The organism is Cupriavidus sp. F041 (assembly GCF_057814235.1).
Genome location: NZ_JBVASY010000002.1, coordinates 2062790 through 2084505 on the forward strand (window position 1 = coordinate 2062790; position 21716 = coordinate 2084505).

A 21716-nucleotide genomic window follows, 5' to 3' on the forward strand; every position below is an offset into this window, starting at 1 on the left:
CTGGCGCGCCCGGTCGTCTTGCGCAGTTGCCGGTGGTCAGAACCAGGCGTCCTGCATATCCAGCGTGGTGCGGTCCAGCGAGGCCAGCAGGTCGAGCTGCGGCCCCACCTTGGGCAGTTCCCAGCGGAAGAAATACGCCGCCGCCGCCAGCTTGCCGCGATAGAAGTCCTGGTCTTCCTGGCTCTTCGCTCCGGCCAGCGCGGCCTGCGCCACCAGCGCCTGTTCCAGCCACGTCCACGCCATCACCACGTGGCCGAAGGCTTCCAGGTAGACCGAGGCATTGGCCAGCGTCACCCTGGCGTCGCCCGCCGCCCACAGCGCCTGCGTGACTTCCGCCACGCGCTTGACGGCAGCGCCCAGCGCCTTCGCGTGGCTGCCCAGCGCGGCATCGCCACTGGCCAGCGCGCGGCCGATGGTGCCCTGGATTTCTTCGCCCAGCGCCGCAAACGCGGCACCGTCCTTCATCACCACCTTGCGGCCCAGCAGGTCCAGGCCCTGGATGCCGTGCGTGCCTTCGTGGATGGGATTCAGGCGGTTGTCGCGGTAGAACTGCTCGACGTTGTATTCGCGGGTGTAGCCGTAGCCGCCATGCACCTGGATGGCCAGGCTGTTGGCTTCCAGGCACCACTGCGACGGCCAGCTCTTGGCGATGGGTGTCAGGATATCCAGCAACAGCGCCAGGCGTTCATGCTCTGCGCCCTCGGCGGCGCGCTCCTGGTCCACCAGTTGCGCGCAATACAGATTGAGCGCCAGCCCGCCTTCCACATAGCTCTTTTGCGCCAGCAGCATGCGGCGGATATCCGCGTGCTCGACCAGCCGCACCTGCGGGCTGGCCGGATCCTTGCCCCCGGGGCCGATCGGGCGGCCTTGCGGGCGGTTGCGCGCGTAGTCCACCGAGTGCAGGTAGCCGGTATAGCCCAGCATCACCGCGCCCAGGCCCACGCCGATGCGGGCCTCGTTCATCATATGGAACATGCAGGCCAGGCCCTTGTGCGCTTCGCCCACCAGGTAGCCGATCGCGCCGGCCTTGCCGCCGGGCTTGTACTTCATGCCTTCGCCGAAGTTCAGCAGGCAGTTGGTGGTGCCGCGATAGCCCATCTTGTGGTTCAGGCCGGCCAGCACCACGTCGTTGTGCTCGCCCAGGCTGCCGTCGGCATTGACCAGGTACTTCGGCACGATAAACAGCGAGATGCCTTTCACGCCCGGAATCAGCTTGCCGTCCGGGCCGGGGATCTTGGCCAGCACCAGGTGCACGATATTGTCGGACAGCTCGTGCTCGCCGGCCGAGATCCACATCTTGTTGCCGCGCAGGCGGTACTGCTGGCCGAGCGGCGATTCGCCTTCGTAGTCGGCGCGCGTGGTGATGTCCGACAGCGACGAGCCCGCCTGCGGCTCGGACAGGCACATGGTGCCGAAGAAACGGCCTTCCATCTCCGGCTTGACGAAGGTCTCCACCTGCGCCGGCGTGCCGTGCGTGAGCAGCAGGTTGGCATTGCCGATGGTCAGGAAGGGATAGGAACTGGTGCCGACGTTGGCGCCCTTGAAATAGGCAAAGCCGGCCTTCTCCACCACCACCGGCAACTGCATGCCGCCGATGTCGTAGTCCTGCCCGGCGGCCATCAGGCCGGCCTCGCAAAAGGCCTTCAGCGCGGTCTTGACCTCGGGAATGATGGCGACGGTCTCGCCGTCGAAATGCGGCTCTTGCTGGTCGTTCTTCTTGTTGTGCGGCGCGAACAGGTCGGTGGCGATTTTCTCGCAGGTATCGAGCGCGGCGTCGAAGGTCTCGCGGGAATGGTCGGCGTAGCGCGGAATGCGGGTCAGCCCCTCGACCTTGAGCCACTCGTACAGCACGAAGTTCAGGTCACGGCGGGAAAGGATCAGCGACATGGCAGGAAACGGCTCCCAGACTGAAAGGGAAAATCAAAGATGCGCGACCCGGCGTTGGCGCCAGTGGCGGCCTCGCGGCATGGATCGTCGCTGTCTCCACAACGGCACGCTGCATGGCGCACCGCTAATTCTGCTAATTCTGCTAATTCTGTAAATGGCACGGGGAAAGAAAAAGGCGCTCGCGCGCCCTTCCCTCCCTTGCCGTACTGCTAGCTGCCTTCGCCCATGCGGGCGATGGTGCCCTGCGCTACCGCGCAGAGCTTTTCCTCGCCATCCTTGAGCACGAATACATCGCACCGTACCACCGCCTGCTGGCGGCCCCGGCTGAGGCATTCGGCGCGGGCAATCAGCATTTCGCCGATCGCCGGACGCAGGTAGTTGATCTTGTACTCCGAAGTCACCACCGGCGCAGCCATGGCCGCGCCGCCCGCATAGGTGAGCGCATTGTCGGCCAGATAGCTGACCACGCCCCCGTGCAGGAAGCCGTACTGTTGCTGCAGGTCCGGCCGGATGGCCAGGCGCAGTTCGGCACGGCCGGGCGAGAGCGCGGCCAGCTCCGTGCCGAGCAGCACCGAGAAGGGCTGGCTGGCCAGCACCTCCCGGCCATGCGCCAGCAGGGCATCCGCTTGCTCGCTCACGGTCTCGCCCTGGCGCTCAGAGGACTTCGAACAGGCCGGCAGCACCCTGGCCGCCGCCGATGCACATGGTCACCACCACGTACTTGACGCCGCGGCGCTTGCCTTCGATCAGCGCATGGCCGACCAGGCGGGCGCCGGACACGCCGTAGGGGTGGCCCACCGCGATGGCGCCGCCGTTGACGTTGAGGCGGTCCATCGGGATGCCCAGCGTGTCGGCGCAGTACAGCACCTGCACGGCAAAGGCTTCGTTGAGTTCCCACAGGCCGATGTCGGCCACGGTCAGGCCGGCCTTCTTCAGCAGCTTGGGCACCGCGAACACCGGGCCGATGCCCATTTCGTCAGGCTCGCAACCGGCCACGGCGAAGCCGCGGAAGGCGCCCAGCGGCTGCAGGCCCTTGGCCTCGGCCACCTTGGCGTCCATCACCACGACTGCCGAAGCGCCGTCGGAGAATTGCGATGCGTTACCGGCCGAAACCACGCCGCCGGGCATGGCGGTGCGGATCTTGGACACGGCTTCCAGCGTGGTGTCGCCGCGAATGCCTTCGTCGGCCGAGACCGTGACTTCCTTGGTCATCAGCTGGCCGGTGGCCTTGTCGGCCACGCCTGCGAGCACCGTGATCGGCACGATTTCGTCGTTGAACTTGCCGGCTTCCAGGGCGGCGAAGGCGCGTTGCTGGCTGCGCACGCCGTACTCGTCCTGGCGCTCGCGCGAGATGTTGTAGCGCTTGGCCACGTTCTCGGCGGTCTGCAGCATGTTCCAGTAGATTTCCGGCTTGTTCTTGGTCAGCCAGCTTTCCTGGATCATGTGGCGGTTCATTTCCTGCTGCACGCAGGAGATGCTTTCCACGCCGCCGGCCACGAAGATGTCGCCTTCATCGGCGATCACGCGCTGCGCGGCCATGGCGATGGTCTGCAGGCCGGACGAGCAGAAGCGGTTGACGGTGGCGCCGGGCACGGTGACCGGGCAGCCGGCGCGCAGGGCGATCTGCCGCGCGATGTTGGCGCCGGTGGCGCCTTCCGGGTTGGCACAGCCCATCAGCACGTCTTCCACTTCAGCGGCGTCGATCTTGGCGCGGGCGATGGCGTGCTGGACCGCATGGCCGCCCAGGGTGGCGCCGTGGGTCATATTGAAACCGCCCTTCCAGCTCTTGGCCAGGCCGGTCCGTGCGGTGGAAACGATGACTGCCTCTTTCATGTCTTGCTCCTCGGTATCTCTGGTATCTGGTGACCTGCGGCGTGCGTTCACGTCCGGCAGTGTCATGCAATATGTCGTTGGCTGGGTTCAGCCGGGTTAGCTTGGGTTGGCTTGGCGATTCTTCCGTTTCAGGACAGCAGGCCGGCCGACTGCAGGCGCTGCACGCCCGCGGCTTGCAGGTCTTGCCACGCACGGGCCAGCGATCCGCCGAGGTCGATGGCGCGGCAGGCGTCCTCGACCACGATGGCCTCGAACCCCGCCGCGCGGGCATCGAGCGCGCTCCAGGCAACGCAGTAATCCGTTGCCAGTCCCACGCAAAACACCCTGCGCACGCCGCGCTCGCGCAAGTAGCCGGCGAGCCCGGTCGGGGTGGTGCGATCGGCCTCCATGAAGGCCGAATAGCTGTCCACCTCGCGGTGATGGCCCTTGCGGATCACCATCTGCGCGTGCGGCACATCCAGCCCCGCATGCAGCGCCGCGCCACGGGTGCCCTGCACGCAGTGCGTGGGCCACAGGACTTGCTGGCCATAGGGCAACGCCACGGTCTGGAACGGCTGCGTGCCGGCATGGTTGGCGGCAAACGAAACGTGGCCGGCGGGATGGCAGTCCTGCGTCAGCACCACATGCGCAAACGCCGCCGCGAGGCGGTTGATCACGGGCACGACTTCATCGCCCTGCGCCACGGCAAGCGCGCCGCCGGGCATGAAATCGTTCTGCACGTCGATGACCAGCAGGCAATCTTCCGGGCCGTATTGCTTGGCCATGCCGCTACTCCTCGCTTTGTGACCGGTTTGCGATCTGTGGTGGAAACCCTGCGCGGCCAGCCTGGCCGCGCAGGATCGAATCGCCGCTGGCTATGCTTAGCCGTTGAAGCCCTTGCCCTCGGCAGCCAGCTTCTCCAGCAGCGCTGCCGGCTTCCAGGCTTCGCCGTGGTAGCCCTTGGCATAGCGCGCCATCGACTGCGCCACGTTGAACAGGCCAACCTGGTCCGCGTACAGCATCGGGCCGCCGCGGAACAGCGGGAAGCCGTAGCCGGTCAGGTAGACCATGTCGATATCCGAGGCCTTGGAGGCAATGCCCTCTTCCAGGATCTTGGCGCCTTCGTTGACCAGCGCGAACACCAGGCGCTCGACGATTTCCTCATCGGAAATCTTGCGGCGGGTGATGCCCAGGTCCTTCGAGTGCTGCACGATCATGTCGTTGACCTGCTGGTTCGGGTACGGCTTGCGGTCGCCCGCCTTGTAGTCGTACCAGCCCGCGCCGGTCTTCTGGCCATAGCGGCCCTGTTCGCACAGCAGGTCGGCGGTCTTCGAGTACTGGATGTCCGGCTTGTCCACGGCGCGGCGCTTGCGGATGGCCCAGCCGATGTCGTTGCCGGCCAGGTCGCCCATGCGGAACGGGCCCATGGCAAAGCCGAACTTCTCGATGGCCTTGTCCACTTGCTCCGGCAGCGCGCCTTCGTCCAGCAGGTAGCCAGCCTGGCGGCTGTACTGCTCTATCATGCGGTTGCCGATAAAGCCGTCGCACACGCCCGACACCACGGCGGTCTTCTTGATCTTCTTGGCGACCTGCATGACCGTGGCCAGCACGTCCTTGCCGGTCTTTTCGCCGCGCACCACTTCCAGCAGCTTCATCACGTTGGCCGGGCTGAAGAAGTGCATGCCGACCACGTCTTGCGGACGCTTGGTGAAGGAAGCGATCTTGTTGACGTCCAGCGTGGAGGTGTTGGAAGCCAGGATCGCGCCCTGCTTCATCACTTCATCCAGCTTCTTGAAGACGATTTCCTTGACGCCCATTTCCTCGAACACGGCTTCGATGACCATGTCCGCGTCCTTGATCTCGTCATAGGACAGCGTGGTGGTCAGCAGGCCCATGCGCTGCTCGACCTTATCCTGCGTGAGCTTGCCCTTCTTGGCGCTGTTTTCGTAGTTCTTGCGGATGGTGGCCACGCCGCGGTCCAGCGCTTCCTGCTTGGTTTCCAGCATGATCACCGGGATGCCGGCGTTCAGGAAGTTCATGGTGATGCCACCGCCCATGGTGCCCGCGCCAATCACAGCGATCTTCTCGAGCTTGCGGGTGGCGGTGCCTTCCGGCACGTCGGGGATCTTGCTGGCGGCACGCTCGCCAAAGAAGGCGTGGCGCAGCGCGCGCGATTCCGGCGTGGTGATCAGGTACATGAAGCCTTCGCGCTCTTCCTTCAGGCCGGCATCGAACGGCTTGAGCGAGGCTGCCACGGCGTCCACGCACTTCAGCGGCGCGGGGAAGTTCTTGGCGACGGCTGCGACGGTGTTGCGGGCAAAGGCGATGAAGCCTTCCGCGTTCTCGTGCTTGACCTTCAGGTCGCGCACCTTCGGGTACGGGCCGGGGTTGGCCGCCGCCGTCTTGGCAAAGGCCACGGCCGCGGGCAGCACGTCGCCGTCGACGATCTCGTCGAACAGCTTGGTACCGGCAAACTTCTCGCTGGGGATGGCATTGCCCGAGACAATCATGTTCAGGGCGGCTTCCAGGCCGATCACGCGCGGCAGGCGCTGCGTGCCGCCGGCGCCGGGCAGCAGGCCCAGCTTCACTTCCGGCAGGGCGATCTGCGCGCCCTTCGAAGCCACACGGTAGTTACAACCCAGCGCCAGTTCCAGGCCGCCGCCCATGGCCACGGAATGGATCGCCGCCACGACCGGCTTGCCCGAACCTTCCACCACCTTGATCACCGAATGCAGCGTCGGCTCCTGGGTGGCCTTGGGCGTATTGAATTCACGGATGTCCGCGCCGCCGGAAAAAGCCTTGCCGGCGCCGGTAATGACGATGGCCTTGACGGCCGCATCGTCCAGCGCACGGGTCATGCCTTCGACGATGCCGAGCCGGGTGCTGAGACCCAGGCCGTTCACGGGGGGATTGTCGAGCGTGATGACGGCTACGCCGTCCTGAACCTGATACTGCGCTGTCATGCTGGTTCCTTTGGTAACTGGATGTTGTCTCGGGATTCGAATTCTCGAATTATGTTGTTCTGCGCGCTGTGGAGAGCGCCAGCGGGGCCAACGCCGCCGTGCTCCGCCTGACCACCGCCCGGCTGCCGGGGAACGCATGCCAGCGCCCCTTTGCCGGTGCCCGCCCCTGGTGCCGCCGGTGCAAGCGGGACAAGCATACACAAAATAGCACGGTCGTTCAATTTCATTTTGGGGCCCGCCCGGTGGCGCCATGCGCCCGGTTCATGGGCGAACTCACCGGCGTGCATTCAAGCTGAAAAAGGCACCCGGAAAGCTAGGGTAAATCCCGACCGCCATGCCCCATGCAGCACATTCCCCCTACTCCTGACGAATGCCTCTAGTCACAGTAGGCGACTTTCCTGACATAAACCGCCATAACCCTCGGATTTACCCGGATAACCCGGTAAACTCGCGCCCTTTGCCCGCTCGGGCGCCCCACGAGGCGTCGCCCGTGCCGAAGCCGCGGCCCCGCCCGCCGAAGTTCCAGTGACCCTGATGTCTTCCCATCCTCATCCTCACCAGCACCCCGTCGTCGAGCACGACGACCTGCAGCGCAAACTCAAGGCCCGCCACCTGACCATGATCGCCATCGGCGGCGCGGTCGGCACCGGGTTGTTCGTGGCCTCCGGCGCGTCGATCTCCCAGGCGGGACCCGGCGGCGCGCTGCTGATGTATTGCCTGATCGGCCTGATGGTGTATTGCCTGATGACCAGCCTGGGCGAACTCGCCGTGCATATGCCGGTGGCCGGCTCCTTTGTCACCTACAGCGCGCTCTATGTGGAGGAAGGCTTCGGCTTCGCCCTCGGCTGGAGCTACTGGTTCAGCCTGGCCGTGACCATTGCCGTGGAACTCGTGGCGGCGCAACTGGTGATGCAGTACTGGTTCCCGCATGTCTCCGGCGTGGTCTGGAGTGCGGGCTTCCTGCTGCTGATGTTCGGCCTGAACGCCTTCTCGGTACGCGGCTTCGGCGAGGCCGAATACTGGTTCGCGCTGATCAAGGTGGCCACGATCCTGATCTTCCTGGCGGCGGGGCTGATGATGATCTTCGGCATCATGCAGGGCGGTCCGCAGTCCGGCTGGCAGAACTTCACGCTTGGCGACGCCCCGTTCGTCGGCGGCATCCCCGCCATGTTCGGCGTGGCCATGATCGCAGGGTTCTCCTTCCAGGGCACGGAAACCGTCGGCGTCGCCGCCGGCGAAGCCGCTGACCCGGCACGCACCATCCCGCGTGCCATCCGCCAGACCTTCTGGCGCATCCTGCTGTTCTATGTGCTGGCGATCCTCATCATCGGCGTGCTGATCCCCTACACCGACCCCAGCCTGCTGCGCAACGACGTCACCGACATCGGCGTCAGCCCCTTCGCGCTGGTGTTCCGCCACGCCGGCCTGGCCTTCGCCGCCGGGCTGATGAACGCCGTGGTGCTGACCGCGCTGCTCTCCGCCGGCACCTCCAGCATGTACGCCTCCACGCGGATCCTGTACGGCCTGGCCGTCAGCGGCCGCGCGCCACGAGCGCTCGCCCGGCTCTCGGCCAGCGGCGTGCCCTACAACGCCCTGTTCGCCACCACCGCCATCGGCGCCCTGTGCTTCCTCAGCTCGCTGTTTGGCGACAAGGCGGTTTACCTGTGGCTGCTCAACACGTCCGGCATGACCGGCTTTATCGCCTGGCTCGGCATCGCCGTCAGCCACTACCGCTTCCGCCGCGGGCTGGTGCACCAGGGCTTCAAAGCGTCCGACCTGGCCTACCGCTCGCCGCTCTATCCCTTCGGCCCGATCTTTGCCATCGTGCTGTGCGTGGTGATCGTGCTGGGCCAGAACTACCAGGCCTTCACCGACGTGCGCGGGCGCTGGATGGAGATTGTCGGCACCTATATTGGCGTGCCGCTGTTCCTGTTGCTCTGGCTCGGCTACCGGCTGGTACGGAAAACCCGGCTGGTCGACTATGAAGACATGCCGTTCAACTGCAAGCCGGCGACCGACCATGCCACGGCCTCGCCGCTCGCGCAGGAAGCAGGCAGCCCGCTGATGCGCTAGCCACGCACCCCGGGCGTGCCGTGTCCGGGGACCGGTCAGGCTTCATGGTCATCCGGCGTGTCCCTTCTGCGTGCCGACAGCAATTCCGCATAGCGCGGCAGGTCGCCGGAGACATTTGCCTGTCATGCTCCCGTCACGCTCCTTTCATGCCGCCGTCACGCTGAACATGCATCGTAGTGGTCTTTCGACTCTATTGTTCACCTACATGCGCATGCTTCCGTCCGCGACCGTCACTGCCGTAATCACCATCACCGCTGCCGCGTGGGCCCTGCCCGCCGTGGCGCAGACGGCCGCCGCGCCCGCCTACCCCGCCACCCTGGCCGGCCATGCCATCCTGCCGGCCGAGAGCTTCGTTGCCGCGCCCAAGGATGCGCCGCAGGACTTGCAGGCAAGCGGCAAATTCACCACCGGCGCGCGCGTGGAAAAGCTGGGCAGCGTGGAAGGCCAGTCGAACAACCGGCCCACGGGGGTCTCCGTGCCCTTCAGGGGCCAGCCGCTGCAAGGGCATTCCGGCATCAAGCACATGGCTGACGGCAGCTTCTGGGTGCTGACCGACAATGGCGCCGGCAGCAAGGCCAACTCGCCCGACTTCATGCTCTACCTGAACCACTACAAGGTGGACTTCAAGAGCGGCAAGCTTCAGCGCCTTGGCACCGTGTTCCTGCACGATCCGGACAAGAAAGTACCCTTCCGCATCGTCCACGAAGGGACCAAACAGCGCTACCTGACGGGATCGGACTTCGACACCGAGAGCTTCCAGTTCGCCGGCGGCGCGCTGTGGATCGGCGACGAATTCGGCCCCTTCCTGATCAAGGCCGACCTGCAAGGCAAGGTGCTGGCCGTGTACGACACGCTGGTCGACGGCAAGCCCGTGCGCTCACCCGACCACCCCGCTGTAACCACGCCCGGCGTGCCGGGTGGCTCGGTGGATTTCCAGGTCAAGCGCTCCAAGGGCTTCGAAGGTATGGCCTCGTCGCCCGACGGCAGCAAGCTCTATGCGCTGCTTGAAGGCCCGGTCTGGAACGCCCAGGCCAAGGACTTCGAACGCACCGACGGCAAGGAAACCCTGCGCGTGCTGGAGTTCGACACCCAGGCCGGCAAATGGACGGGCCGCTCGTGGAAGTATCCGCTGGAAGCCAACGGCAACGCCATCGGCGACTTCAACATGATCGACGCCACCACAGGCCTGATCATCGAACGCGACAACGGCGAAGGCACGGCCGACAAGGCCTGCCCCGAAGGCCAGAAGCGCAGCGACTGCTTCTCCGACATCGCCAGGTTCAAGCGCATCTACAAGGTCGAGCTGACCGATGCCAACGCCGGCGGCGCGGTACGCAAGATCGGCTATATCGACCTGCTCAATATCGCCGACCCCGACAAGCTGGCCCGCAAGCCGCTCAACGATGGCGTGCTCAAGTTCCCGTTCTTCACGATCGAGAACGTCGATGTGGTGGACCCCACCCATATCGTGGTTGGCAACGACAACAACCTGCCGTTTTCCAGCAGCCGCGAGCCTAACAAGGCGGACGACAATGAGTTGGTGTTGCTGGAGGTGGGGGAGTTTCTGAAGGCGAAATAAGCGTCGGCGAGACAGCTCTATTGCTCCCAGCCGATGGCGAAGCGAACGATCGCCAAATGGTAAAACAGCCAGCGCATGCTGGCTGTTTTACCAATGTCCGGCGTTACGTCGGACACCAGGCACCAACCGCCCTACACCTCCAGCCATTCCTTGCGGATGGCCGCATTCGCCTTGAGATCCTGCGGCGAGCCTTCGAACACGATGTGCCCGTGCCCCATCACGTAGACCCGCTGGGAAATATCCAGCGCGATGGCCAGCTTCTGCTCGATCAGCAGCACCGACACGCCACGCTCCTTCAGGACCTTCAGGTAGTCGCCCACCAGCGTGACGATCATCGGGGCCAGCCCTTCGGTGGGCTCGTCGATCAGTACCAGGTCGGGGTCGCCCATCAGCGTGCGGCAAAGCGTGAGCATCTGCTGCTCGCCGCCGGAGAGCACGCCGGCAGCCGTGTTCTCTCTTTCCTTCAGGCGCGGGAACATGTTGTACATGTCCTGCACTGTCCAGCGTGGCCTGGACTGGCGCGGATTGCGCTTTTCGCCTAGCAGGAGGTTCTGGCGCACCGTCAGCGTGGGGAAGATGTCGCGGTTTTCCGGTACATAGCCGATGCCGAGGTGGGCGATCTCGAAAGTGCGCCGCCCGAGGATCTCCTCGTCGCGAAAGCGCACCGAGCCCTCCGCCTTGACCATGCCGAGGATGGCCTTGGCCATGGTCGAGCGCCCCACCCCGTTGCGGCCCAGCAGCGCGACGATTTCGCCTTCGTCGATATGCGCATCGACCCCGTGCAGAATATGGCTCTTGCCGTAGTAGGCGTGCAGTCCCTGCACGTCCAGCATGCGCTTGCCCATCAGTGCGCTCCTTCGGTGGCGGGTTCGTCGAGGGTGGTACCCAGGTAGGCTTCCTTGACCTTGCGGTTGGCGCGGATGGCTTCCGGGGTGTCGGTGGCGATGACTTCGCCGTAGACCAGCACCGAGATGCGGTCGGCCAGGCCAAACACCACGCTCATATCGTGCTCCACCATCACCAGCGTCTTGCCCACGGTGACACGGCGGATCAGCTCCACCGCGTGGTCGGACTCCGAACGGCTCATGCCGGCGGTGGGTTCGTCCAGCAGGATCACTTCGGCGCCGCCGGCGATGGTGATGCCGATCTCCAGCGCGCGCTGCTCGGCATAGGTGAGCAGGCTGGCCTGGGTATTGCGGCGGTGATGCAGGCCAATCAGCTCCAGCACTTCCTCGGCGCGCTCGCGCGCATCGCGCAACTCCGACAGGCGATGCCAGAACGAGTACTTGTAGCCCAGCGACCAGAGCACCGCGCAGCGCAGGTTCTCGAACACCGACAGCCGGTGAAAGATATTGGTGATCTGGAAGCTGCGCGACAGCCCCATGCGATTGATCACGAAGGGTTGCAGCCCGCCGATCTCCTGCCCGTTGAGCCTGACCGTGCCCGAACTGGGCGCGAAACGGCCGGAGATCAGGTTGAAAGTGGTCGACTTGCCGGCCCCATTGGGGCCGATCAACGCATGGCGCTCCCCCTTGGGGATGGTCAGGTTGACGCCCCGGATGATTTCGGTCTGGCCGAACTTCTTGCGCACATCGTTCAATTCCAGCGCGGCGCTCATGCCGTACCTCCCGCCATTTCGGCTTGTACCTTGTCCCAGGTGGCGCGCACCCGCGTCCGCGCGGCGCGGCAGGCCAGCAGGCCGGCCACCCACAATGCGGCCGCCACCAGCCACGGCGTGACGGTACCGGCGTCGAAGCCGATACGGAACAGCGACATCGTGGTGCCATTGGCGCTATCCACCTGCACTTTGTAGACCAGTTCCACGGTAAGGATCACCGCGGCCAGCAGCACCAGCCCGGCGGCCGCGGCGCGGCCATAATCCGGCAGCATGCGGCGCAGCTTGCCGCGCGCGAGCAGCGGCACCTGCATCATCAGCAGGCTGGCGATACCGCCCGGCACGAACATGACCATCAGCACGAAGAACAGGCCCAGGTACAGCAGCCAGGCCTTGGTCAGGTCCGACAGCGCCACCGCGAACAGGATGAACACCACGGCGCCGATCACCGGCCCGAAAAAGACGCCCGCGCCGCCGATGAAGGCAGCCAGCAGCACGCCGCCCGAGCGTACCGCGCTGACGTTTTCCGCCGACACGATCTCGAAGTTGATGGCCGACAGCGCGCCAGAAATGCCGGCGAAGAAGGCAGACAGGATCAGCACCAGGTAGCGCACGCGCTGGGTGTTATAGCCGATGAACTCGACCCGCTCCGGGTTGTCGCGCACCGCGTTGGCGATGCGGCCGAGCGGCGTCTGCGTCCAAGCGTACATCGCCACCATCGACAGCAGGCACCACGCCGCGATCAGGTAGTACACCTGCCGTCCCGGCCCGTAGGTGATGCCGAACACCGGATCGCCCACCATGCGGTTGGTGGAAATGCCGCCTTCGCCGCCGAAGAAATCGGGGAACATCAGCGAACTGGCGAACACCATCTCGCCGATGCCCATGGTGATCATGGCGAAGGTGGTGCCGGATTTCTTGGTGGTGACGTAGCCAAACAGCACGCCGAAGAAGGCGCCGGCCAGGCCGCCCACCACCGGCAGCAGCGACACCGGCAGCCACACCTTGCCCGCTCCCACCATGTTGAGCACATGGATGGCAATAAACGCGCCCAGGCCCGCATAGACCGCATGGCCGAACGACAGCATGCCGGTCTGCCCGAGCAGCATGTTGTAGGACAGCGCGAAAATAATCATGATGCCCATCTGCGACATCAGCGTGATGGCGAAACCGCCGGAGAAAAACAGCGGCATCACCAGCATCAGGAACGCGGTCAGGCCCCAGATGATCCAGCGCGCCAGGTTCAGCGGGCGGTAGCGCATGGTGCGGCCGGTCACGACCGCCTCGCAGCGTTGTTGCATTGTCGTCTCCATGCTGTCAGCCCTCCCTGGTACCCATCAAACCACGCGGGCGGAAAATCAGCATCACCACCAGCAACAAATACGGCAGGACCGGGGCCACCTGCGCCACCGTGAGCTTCCATAGCGAAGACAGCGGCGTGCTGTCGGTAATCTGCAGGCCGATCGAGCCCAGCAAGCCTGCCAGCGAGGCATCGAGCGTGACGGCGAAGGTTTGCAGCACGCCGATCAGCAGCGAGGCAATGAACGCCCCCACCAGTGACCCCATGCCGCCCACCACCGCCACCACGAAGACGATCGACCCCACGGCCGCCGCCATCGACGGCTCGGTGATGAAGGCATTGCCCCCGATCACGCCTGCCAGCCCCGCCAGCGCGGCGCCGCCGCCGAACACCATCATGAACACGCGTGGGACATTGTGGCCAAGCGCCTCGACCATCTCGGGATGGGTCAGCGCGGCCTGGATCACCAGCCCGATGCGGGTGCGGGTGAGCACCAGGTAGATCGCCACCAGCATGGCCAGCGACACCAGCATCATGAAGGCGCGGTATTTGGGGAAGGATGATGTGAATACGGTAAACAGCGGGCCATCCAGTTCGGCCGGAATGCGGTAAGGCACGGCGGCGAGGCCCCAGACCAGCTTGACCCCTTCCTCGATCAGGTAGGCCAGGCCGAAGGTGAAGAGCAACTCGGCCACATGCCCGTACTTGTGCACGGTGCGCAGCCCGAAGCGCTCCACCAGCGCGCCGGCGCCGGCCACCAGCAGCGGCGCGAAGATCAGCGCCGGCCAGAAGCCGATCTTGCTGGAGATGGTGTAGGCGAAATAGGCGCCCAGCATGTAGAAGCTGGCGTGCGCGAAGTTCAGCACGCCCATCATGCTGAAGATCAGCGTAAGCCCGGAAGAGAGCATGAACAGCAGCAGCCCGTAGCTGATGCCGTTCAATAAAGAGATGACGAAGAATTCCACAACATATCCTTCATTCTGGCACCGGTCAGCCTGCTGGCTGCCGCTGGCCGGTCTGGAAACGGATGCACGCGGGTGCGCGTCACCCGCCCGGGGCGGCGGGCGCCGCCCCGGGCCGACCGAAGTATGCAGGATCGGGCGGCGCGCCGGACCTGGCCGCGCCGCCCGCCAAGTGCAGGCTTAGCCCGGGCGCTTCATCTGGCAGGAAGTCGGCTGCGCTGCCACATACTGGTCCATCAGCGCATCGGTCTTCCAGCCAAAGCCGGTGTTTTCCTGGTCGAACTTGATCTCCTTGCCGTCGACCTTGGTCCAGGTAGCCACCACCAGCGACTGCTGGGCCTGGTGGTCCGAACCGCGCATCTCCACCGTACCGTTCAGGCTGTCGGCCTTCATCCCTTCGAGCGCCTTGGCCACCTTGACCGGATCGGTCGACTTGGCGTCCGTGAACGCCTTGCCCAGCATGGCGATGCCGGTGTAGGCGGCCATCACGTAGAAGTCGTCGTTGTACTTCTTCTTGAAGCCTTCGATGACATCGCCGCCCTTGAAGCCCTTGTTGTTGGGGTTGTAGTAGCCGACGTACTTGACACGCCCGGCTTCCGACGGCCCCATGGCGGTCGGCACGCCGGTGGTGGCGCCGTAGTAGGTGTAGTAGTTGGTGGTCAGGCCCGCGTCCTTGCCGGCCTTGATCAGCAGGGCCAGGTCGCTGCCCCAGTTGCCGGTGATCACGGTATCGGCGCCGGAGGCCTTGATCTTGGCCGCGTACGGGGCAAAGTCCTTGACCTGGGCCAGCGGATGCAGGTCGTCGCCGACGATCTGGATGTCCGGACGCTTGCGCTTCAGGTAGTCCTTGGCGGCGCGCGCCACCTGGTGACCGAAGGAGTAGTTCTGGTTGATCAGGTAGACCTTCTTGACGTTGGGATCCTTGGCCAGGAAGGTGGTCAGCGCCTCCATCTTCATGTCGGAGTTGGCGTCGAGCCGGAAATGCCAGTAGTTGCACTTGCCATTGGTCATGTCCGGGTCCACCGCCGCGTAGTTCAGGTAGACGATCTCCTTGCCCGGGTTGCGCTCGTTGTGCTTGGCCACCGCGTCTTCCAGCGCCAGGCCCACCGAGGAGCCGTTGCCCTGCACGATATAGCGGATGCCCTGGTCCACCGCCTGCTTGAGGATGGTCAGGCTTTCCTGCGGCGAGAGCTTGTTGTCGAAGCCAACCACTTCAAACTTGTGCCCGCCACCCCAGTTTTTCTGGTTGGCGATGTCCGCGACGAACTGCCAGCTCTTGAGCTGGTTCTGGCCCACCGGTGCCATCAGCCCGGACAGCGGATCGATAAAGGCGATCTTCACCGTATCGGCAGCCGCGACCCCGGAACCCATTGCCGCGAAAATGGCCGTGGCGGCCACGAACGGACGCAATCTGATCATGCTTGTCTCCTTCGGTTTTATTGTTGGCTGTAATTCCCGGTTCGCGGCGGCGCCCTCTCCCGAAACCTCGGCGCGCCTGGAACCTTCGTGCAGGCGCCGGCCGTATGGCCGGCAAGGATTGGCGGCTCTGTGGCCGCCTTGGCTTGGGGTCAGGCCGCCGGCAGGCGGTAGTCCTTGAATTGCTCGCGCAGCTTGAGTTTCTGCATCTTGCCGGTGGCGGTCAGCGGAATCTCGGTAACAAAAGCCACATCGTCGGGGATCCACCATTTGGCGACCTTGCCTTCGAAGTATTTGAGCAACTCCTCGCGCGTCACCTCGGCACCGGGCCGCTTCACCACGACCAGCAGCGGCCGCTCATCCCATTTGGGGTGATAGCAGGAGATACAGGCCGCCATATGCACCGCGGGATGGGCGGCTGCCACGTTCTCGATATCGATCGAGGAGATCCATTCGCCGCCGGACTTGATCACGTCCTTGCTGCGGTCGGTGATCTGCATATAGCCGTCGGGGTCGATGGTGGCCACGTCGCCCGTGGGGAACCAGCCATCCACCAGCGGCGAAGCGCCGTTGCGGTAGTAATGCTCGATCACCCACGGGCCGCGCACGTGCAGGTCGCCGAAGGCCTTGCCGTCCCAGGGCAGTTCGTTGCCGTCGCCGTCGACGATCTTCATGTCCACGCCGTAGATCACGCGGCCCTGCTTTTCCTGGATCTTCTGCCGCTCGTCTTCCGGCAGGCCGTCGTGGCGCGCCAGCAGGCTGCACGACGTGCCCAGCGGCGACATCTCGGTCATGCCCCAGGCGTGGATGGTTTCCACGCCCAGCTCCTTGAGCGTGCGGATCATGGCCGGCGGCGCCGCCGAGCCGCCGATCACGGTGCGATGGAACGTGGAGAACTTGAGCTTGTTGGCCTGCACGTACTGCAGCAAGCCCAGCCATACCGTGGGCACGCCGGCCGAGAAGGTCACCTTCTCCTGCTCGAACAACTCGTAGAGCGAGGCGCCGTCGAGCTTGGCGCCAGGCAGCACCAGCTTGGCCCCGACCAAGGGCACCGAATACGGCAGGCCCCACGCGTTGACGTGGAACATCGGCACCACGGGCAGGATCACGTCGCGCGCCGAGCACCCCAGCGCATCCGGCAGCGCGGATGCGTAGGAATGCAGCACGGTGGAACGGTGCGAATACAGCGCGCCCTTGGGGTTGCCGGTGGTGCCGGAGGTGTAGCACAGGCTGGACGCGGTGTTCTCGTCGAACTGCGGCCAGGCGTAGTTGCCGTCCTGCGCGTCGATCAGGTCTTCGTAGCACAGCAGCGGCAGCTTGGCGTCGGCCGGCATGTGCGCGCGGTCGCTCATCATCACCCAGCCCTTCACGCCCGGGCAATGCGCCGCCACGCCTTCCACCAGCGGCAGGAAGGTGGCATCGAAGAAGACGTACTGGTCCTCGGCGTGATTGATGATGTAGGCGACCTGCTCAGGGAACAAGCGCGGGTTGACGGTATGGCATACCGCCCCCGAACCCGACACCGCGTAGTAGATCTCCAGGTGGCGATAGCCATTCCAGGCCAGCGTGCCGACACGGTCGCCCGACTGCACGCCCAGCGCGGCAATGGCCTGGGCCAGTTTGCGGGCACGCAGCTCGCAGTCGCGGTAGGTATAGCGGTGCAGATCGCCTTCGGTCCGTCGCGAGACGATTTCCGTGCCGCCATAGTGGCGTGCGGCGTGCTTGATGATGGAGGAAATGAGCAGGGGTTCGCTCATCATTTGACCCATCAATGCCATGGAATAGTCTCCTGAAATTTTTTTGAGATTCGTCAAAAAACGAACAACCGTTCTATTTTTTGGCCGATTGTTGCCATCCATTGATGAAACGTCAACGGGAATCCGTTGTGCAGCGCCATATCCGGAAGGCTGGGTTGCTGCACTCCGGCCCCATCGCGGTGCGTCGGGGACGGGACTTAAGGGATAACCGGAAACATTGTGGTGGCAACGGCGGTCAGAGATGCGAGCGACGGCGTGGAAGTACAATACCGCCTGCCATGTTGCACCTCAACATGTCGTTTTCCCTAGCCTGCAAGCGCACTTGCGAGAAATTCGACATGCTGGCGCTGCAGTGCCCAGCCACCCACAGTGATGCCTCAGTGAACTCTCCCGAGCCAACCGGCGCCCCCCGCGCCTTGCCTGAAGCCGCCAGCCCCGCCCAACTGGACGCGGCCGCGGCCGTCCCGCCGTTCACGACCGTGCCCGGCTTTGCCGACCTGGGATCGCGCTTCTTTACCCGGCTTGCCCCGACGCCGCTACCCTCCCCACGGCTGGTAGGCGTATCGCCGATGGCGGCCGGCCTGCTGGGCTGGAACGCGGATGATGCAACACAGCGTAGCTTCATCGAAATTTTTGCAGGAAATCACGTACCCGAGTGGGCGGATCCGCTCGCCAGCGTCTATTCCGGCCACCAGTTCGGCGTCTGGGCCGGCCAGCTGGGGGACGGGCGCGCGATCCGCCTGGCCGAAGCGCGCACCGCCAGCGGCCCCTGGGAAATCCAGCTCAAGGGCGCCGGCATGACGCCCTACTCGCGCATGGCAGACGGCCGCGCCGTGCTGCGCTCCTCGATCCGTGAATACCTGTGCTCGGAAGCCATGTTCGCGCTGGGCGTGCCCACCACCCGCGCCATGTGCATCGTCGGCTCGGACGCTCCTGTGCGACGCGAAACCATCGAGACCGCCTCCGTGGTGACACGGCTGGCGCCCTCCTTTATCCGCTTCGGCCATTTCGAGCATTTCGCCGCGCGCGAGGATATCGGCGCGCTGCGCCGGCTCGCGGACTTCGTCATCGACCGCTTCATGCCGGAATGCCGCGAGGACAAGCAGCCCTACCAGGCGTTGCTGCGCGAAGTCTCGCTGCGCACCGCGGACCTGATGGCGCATTGGCAGGCGGTAGGCTTCTGCCACGGCGTGATGAATACCGACAATATGTCGATTCTCGGCCTGACCATCGATTACGGCCCCTTCGGCTTCCTCGATGCCTTCGACGCCAACCACATCTGCAACCACACGGACACGCAGGGCCGCTACGCCTATAGCCAGCAGCCGCAGGTTGCGTTCTGGAACCTCCATTGCCTGGCCCAGGCGCTGATGCCGTTGTGGCGCGAAGGCGATGGCAAGGGCGAAGGCGAAGCCGGCAAGGCCGCCACCGATGCCGCGGTGCAGGCCGCGCGCGCCGCGCTCGATCCGTTCCGCGAGCGCTATGCGGCGGCCTTCTTCCGGCAATACCGCGACAAGCTGGGCCTGCGTCCGACGGGCGCCGGCGACGAGGACGACGAGCCGCTGCTGACCGACCTGTTCCAGTTGCTCCACGCACAGCGCGTGGACTACACCTTGTTCTGGCGCAACCTCGCCCGCATCTCTTCCGTCGATGGCAGCCAGGATGCGCCGGTGCGTGACCTGTTCCTGGATCGCGCGGCATGGGATGCCTGGGCCGACAAGTACCGCGCACGGCTGCGTGCCGAGAACTCAGTCGACGCCGCGCGGGCGGTGGCCATGCTGGCGGTCAACCCCAGGTACGTACTACGCAACCACCTGGCCGAAACCGCCATCCGCCGCGCTCGCGAGAACGATTTCAGCGAGGTTGACCGTCTGCTGGCTGTGCTGTCGCGCCCCTTCGACGAGCAGCCCGAGGCGGAAGGCTATGCCGCGCTGCCGCCGGACTGGGCCGCGGGACTGGAAGTGAGCTGTTCGTCATAAGGACGCGGCCACGCTGTAAGGATTGGCAGTCGAGATACGACCAACTGGCCGTGGGTGACGAAAAGCAATCGTTTCCCAGCCAACCAGAAAGGAAAGCCGGATATGACCACGCAAAAGACCGAAGCCGAGTGGCGCGAGCAACTCTCCGACATCGAATACCGCGTAGCCCGCGAGGCAGCCACCGAAAGGCCCTTCACCGGCCGCTACTGGGACCACTGGGAGCGCGGCACCTACCGCTGTGTCGGCTGCGGCACGCCGCTGTTCGAAGCCAGCACCAAGTTCGACGCCGGTTGCGGCTGGCCCAGCTACTTCCGCCCTATCAACGGCGAGGTGATCGATGAGCACACCGACCGCACCCACGGCATGGTAAGGGTCGAAGTCCGCTGCAAGGAATGCGGCAGCCATCTCGGCCATGTTTTCGAAGATGGCCCTGCGCCCACCGGTCTGCGCTACTGCATCAACTCGGCTGCGCTAAAATTCGATGAGCGCGACCCCGCCGACTTCGATGCGGGTGACGCCGCGCCGACATCGCCCGACACGCCGCGCTAAGCCCGAACCGCCCGCGCGGCGGTTCGCCGCCAACCCTGTCCTCGACCTCGCGTCGATCAATCCAGTCCGCATGAAATTCCTGTTCGACCTGTTTCCGGTCATCCTGTTCTTCGTCGCCTTCAAGTTCGCGGGCATCTACGCCGCCACCGGAGTGGCCATCGCCGCCACCGTGCTGCAGATCGGCTGGGTCTGGCTGCGCCACCGCAAGGTCGAGCCGATGCAGTGGGTCAGCCTGGTGATCATCTCCGTGTTCGGCGGCGCCACGCTGCTGCTGCACAACGAGACCTTCATCAAGTGGAAGCCCACCGTGCTGTACTGGCTGTTTGCCGCCACGCTGACGCTGTCGGCGCTGATCTGGCGCAAGAACCTGATCCGCGCCATGCTGGGCAAGCAGGTGACCATGCCGGAAGCCGCCTGGGGCAAGCTCAACGCCGCCTGGGCCGCCTTCTTCGCCGTGATGGGCGTGGTCAACCTCTACGTGGCGTACCAGTTCTCCACCGATGCCTGGGTCAATTTCAAGCTGTTCGGCAGCATGGGCCTGATGCTGGTGTTCATCCTGGCGCAAAGCGTCTGGCTGTCGCGCCACATGCAGGAAAACACCCCCGAGTAAGCGCCCCGGCGGGCCATTCCCGCCGCGCCTTCCAAGACTGACCTTCCGGCTCCGGCCGGATTCCCACCAGGACAAGCACAAACGCCGATGGCCGCAGAACCCGCACAAATCGAAGCCCTGCTGCGCGCAGCCCTTTCTCCCTCCCGCGTAGAAGTGCGCGACGACAGCGCGCTGCACGCCGGCCATGCCGGCGCCGCCTCCGGCGGCGGGCACTATCACGTGACCATCGTCAGCGGGCAATTTGCCGGCAGCACCAGGGTGGCACGCCACCGCATGGTGTATGATGCGCTGCGCGATCTGTTCCCCACGCAAATCCATGCGCTGGCAGTGACGGCGCTGACCGACCAAGAACTTGAATCCCGCGAAACCTCCCGCGATTCCTCGAGCAACTCTCAGACCTGATTCCATGAAGACCACAGTCCTCTCGTTCAGCCTGGCGGCTGTGCTTGCCGCTGGCAGCTTGCCCGCCCTCGCCCAGAACGCCGCCGTCGTGAATGGCAAGGCGATCCCCTCGGCCAAGCTGGACAAGCTGATAGCCGGCACCGGACAGCCTCCCAGCGCAGAACTGCGCGACCGTGCCCGCACCATGCTGATCGACCGTGAGCTGCTGCTGCAGGAAGCCAACAAGCGCGGCCTGACCCAGCGCGACGACCTGCAGGAGCAACTGGAACAGGCCAAGCTCAACGTGCTGGCCGGTGCCGTCTTCGAAGACTACGTCAAGACCCACGGCGCCAGCGACGAAGAACTGCGCAAGCAATACGACAAGATCAAGTCCCAGTTCGGCAGCGGCAAGGAATACCACGCCCGCCACATCCTGGTGGAAAAAGAAGCCGACGCGCGCGCCATCATCGCCAAGATCAAGGGCGGCGCCAAGTTCGAAGACCTGGCCAAGGCCTCGTCCAAGGACCCGGGCTCCGCGGCCAACGGCGGCGATCTCGACTGGGCCAACAGCAGCAGCTACGTGCCGGAATTCTCCGCCGCCATGACGGGGCTGAAGAAGGGCCAGATGACCGAGACCCCGGTCAAGACCCAGTTCGGCTGGCACATCATCCAGCTCGACGACGTGCGCGACGCGAAGATCCCGACCTTCGAAGAAGTCAAGCCGCAGCTGGTGCAGATGCTGATGGGCGACCAGAACTGGCAGCGCGAGCAGTTCCAGGCGATGATGAAGTCGCTCAAGGAAAAGGCCAAGATCCAGTAAGCTGGATTCAGCC

General features: G+C 64.9%; 18 protein-coding genes. 7 read left to right on the top strand and 11 right to left on the bottom strand.

Features of this window, described 5'->3' with window-relative positions; all coding sequences use genetic code 11:
* Nucleotides 1–36 precede the first annotated feature (36 nt).
* From ACZY0R_RS26810 to ACZY0R_RS26830, 5 genes are all read right to left on the bottom strand, one after another.
* Nucleotides 37–1887, bottom strand: a complete 1851-nt coding sequence (locus ACZY0R_RS26810) for an acyl-CoA dehydrogenase (RefSeq protein WP_488862641.1) — start codon at nucleotides 1885–1887, stop codon at nucleotides 37–39.
* A gap of 209 nt (nucleotides 1888–2096) precedes the next feature.
* The gene (locus ACZY0R_RS26815; protein WP_488862643.1) at nucleotides 2097–2525 is read right to left on the bottom strand and encodes a PaaI family thioesterase; all 429 of its coding nucleotides are present in this window, start codon (nucleotides 2523–2525) and stop codon (nucleotides 2097–2099) included.
* 16 nt (nucleotides 2526–2541) lie between these two features.
* Nucleotides 2542–3720, bottom strand: coding sequence for an acetyl-CoA C-acyltransferase (locus ACZY0R_RS26820; protein ID WP_045236328.1), 1179 nt, complete (start codon nucleotides 3718–3720; stop codon nucleotides 2542–2544).
* A gap of 128 nt (nucleotides 3721–3848) precedes the next feature.
* Entirely contained in the window at nucleotides 3849–4484 is a 636-nt protein-coding gene (pncA, locus tag ACZY0R_RS26825) for a bifunctional nicotinamidase/pyrazinamidase (protein ID WP_488862645.1), read from the bottom strand.
* A gap of 96 nt (nucleotides 4485–4580) precedes the next feature.
* Nucleotides 4581–6662: a 3-hydroxyacyl-CoA dehydrogenase NAD-binding domain-containing protein gene (locus ACZY0R_RS26830; RefSeq protein WP_488862647.1), complete on the bottom strand. Its 2082-nt coding sequence runs from the start codon at nucleotides 6660–6662 to the stop codon at nucleotides 4581–4583.
* Nucleotides 6663–7196: 534 nt separating this feature from the next.
* On the opposite strand from ACZY0R_RS26830, the gene ACZY0R_RS26835 reads away from it, so the two are divergent.
* Complete coding sequence (locus ACZY0R_RS26835) at nucleotides 7197–8735, top strand: amino acid permease (RefSeq protein ID WP_488862649.1); 1539 nt, start codon at nucleotides 7197–7199, stop codon at nucleotides 8733–8735.
* A gap of 205 nt (nucleotides 8736–8940) precedes the next feature.
* Nucleotides 8941–10314 carry an esterase-like activity of phytase family protein gene (locus ACZY0R_RS26840; protein ID WP_488862650.1) on the top strand — a complete coding sequence of 458 codons (1374 nt, stop codon included), beginning with the start codon at nucleotides 8941–8943 and terminating at the stop codon, nucleotides 10312–10314.
* Nucleotides 10315–10445: 131 nt separating this feature from the next.
* On the opposite strand, the gene ACZY0R_RS26845 is transcribed toward ACZY0R_RS26840, so the two are convergent.
* The 6 genes from ACZY0R_RS26845 to ACZY0R_RS26870 all read right to left on the bottom strand — a co-directional run bounded on the left by ACZY0R_RS26845 (nucleotide 10446) and on the right by ACZY0R_RS26870 (nucleotide 17385).
* Nucleotides 10446–11159, bottom strand: coding sequence for an ABC transporter ATP-binding protein (locus ACZY0R_RS26845; protein WP_035867731.1), 714 nt, complete (start codon nucleotides 11157–11159; stop codon nucleotides 10446–10448).
* Nucleotides 11159–11932, bottom strand: coding sequence for an ABC transporter ATP-binding protein (locus ACZY0R_RS26850; protein ID WP_035867733.1), 774 nt, complete (start codon nucleotides 11930–11932; stop codon nucleotides 11159–11161). Before ACZY0R_RS26850 ends, ACZY0R_RS26845 begins: the two co-directional genes overlap by 1 nt.
* On the bottom strand, nucleotides 11929–13242 hold the full coding sequence (locus ACZY0R_RS26855) for a branched-chain amino acid ABC transporter permease (protein ID WP_488862653.1): 1314 nt from the start codon (nucleotides 13240–13242) through the stop codon (nucleotides 11929–11931). Before ACZY0R_RS26855 ends, ACZY0R_RS26850 begins: the two co-directional genes overlap by 4 nt.
* 4 nt (nucleotides 13243–13246) lie before the next feature.
* On the bottom strand, nucleotides 13247–14194 hold the full coding sequence (locus ACZY0R_RS26860) for a branched-chain amino acid ABC transporter permease (protein WP_488862655.1): 948 nt from the start codon (nucleotides 14192–14194) through the stop codon (nucleotides 13247–13249).
* Between the two features lie 177 nt (nucleotides 14195–14371).
* Nucleotides 14372–15610 (bottom strand): branched-chain amino acid ABC transporter substrate-binding protein, encoded by a 1239-nt coding sequence (locus ACZY0R_RS26865; protein WP_488862657.1) that lies wholly within the window; start codon nucleotides 15608–15610, stop codon nucleotides 14372–14374.
* A gap of 149 nt (nucleotides 15611–15759) precedes the next feature.
* A complete protein-coding gene (locus tag ACZY0R_RS26870; RefSeq protein ID WP_488862659.1) occupies nucleotides 15760–17385 on the bottom strand; it encodes a 3-(methylthio)propionyl-CoA ligase in 1626 nt (541 codons plus the stop codon).
* A 395-nt stretch (nucleotides 17386–17780) separates the two neighbouring features.
* On the opposite strand from ACZY0R_RS26870, the gene ACZY0R_RS26875 reads away from it, so the two are divergent.
* The 5 genes from ACZY0R_RS26875 (at nucleotide 17781) to ACZY0R_RS26895 (ending at nucleotide 21703) form a co-directional block, all read left to right on the top strand.
* Entirely contained in the window at nucleotides 17781–19343 is a 1563-nt protein-coding gene (locus ACZY0R_RS26875; protein WP_488866196.1) for a protein adenylyltransferase SelO, read from the top strand.
* 102 nt (nucleotides 19344–19445) lie between these two features.
* A complete protein-coding gene (gene msrB / locus ACZY0R_RS26880; RefSeq protein ID WP_035867745.1) occupies nucleotides 19446–19892 on the top strand; it encodes a peptide-methionine (R)-S-oxide reductase MsrB in 447 nt (148 codons plus the stop codon).
* Nucleotides 19893–19962: 70 nt separating this feature from the next.
* On the top strand, nucleotides 19963–20502 hold the full coding sequence (locus ACZY0R_RS26885; protein WP_488862661.1) for a septation protein A: 540 nt from the start codon (nucleotides 19963–19965) through the stop codon (nucleotides 20500–20502).
* An 87-nt stretch (nucleotides 20503–20589) separates the two neighbouring features.
* A complete protein-coding gene (locus ACZY0R_RS26890; RefSeq protein WP_045236318.1) occupies nucleotides 20590–20904 on the top strand; it encodes a BolA family protein in 315 nt (104 codons plus the stop codon).
* 4 nt (nucleotides 20905–20908) lie between these two features.
* The gene (locus tag ACZY0R_RS26895; protein ID WP_488862663.1) at nucleotides 20909–21703 is read left to right on the top strand and encodes a peptidylprolyl isomerase; all 795 of its coding nucleotides are present in this window, start codon (nucleotides 20909–20911) and stop codon (nucleotides 21701–21703) included.
* The last annotated feature ends 13 nt before the right edge of the window (nucleotides 21704–21716 follow it).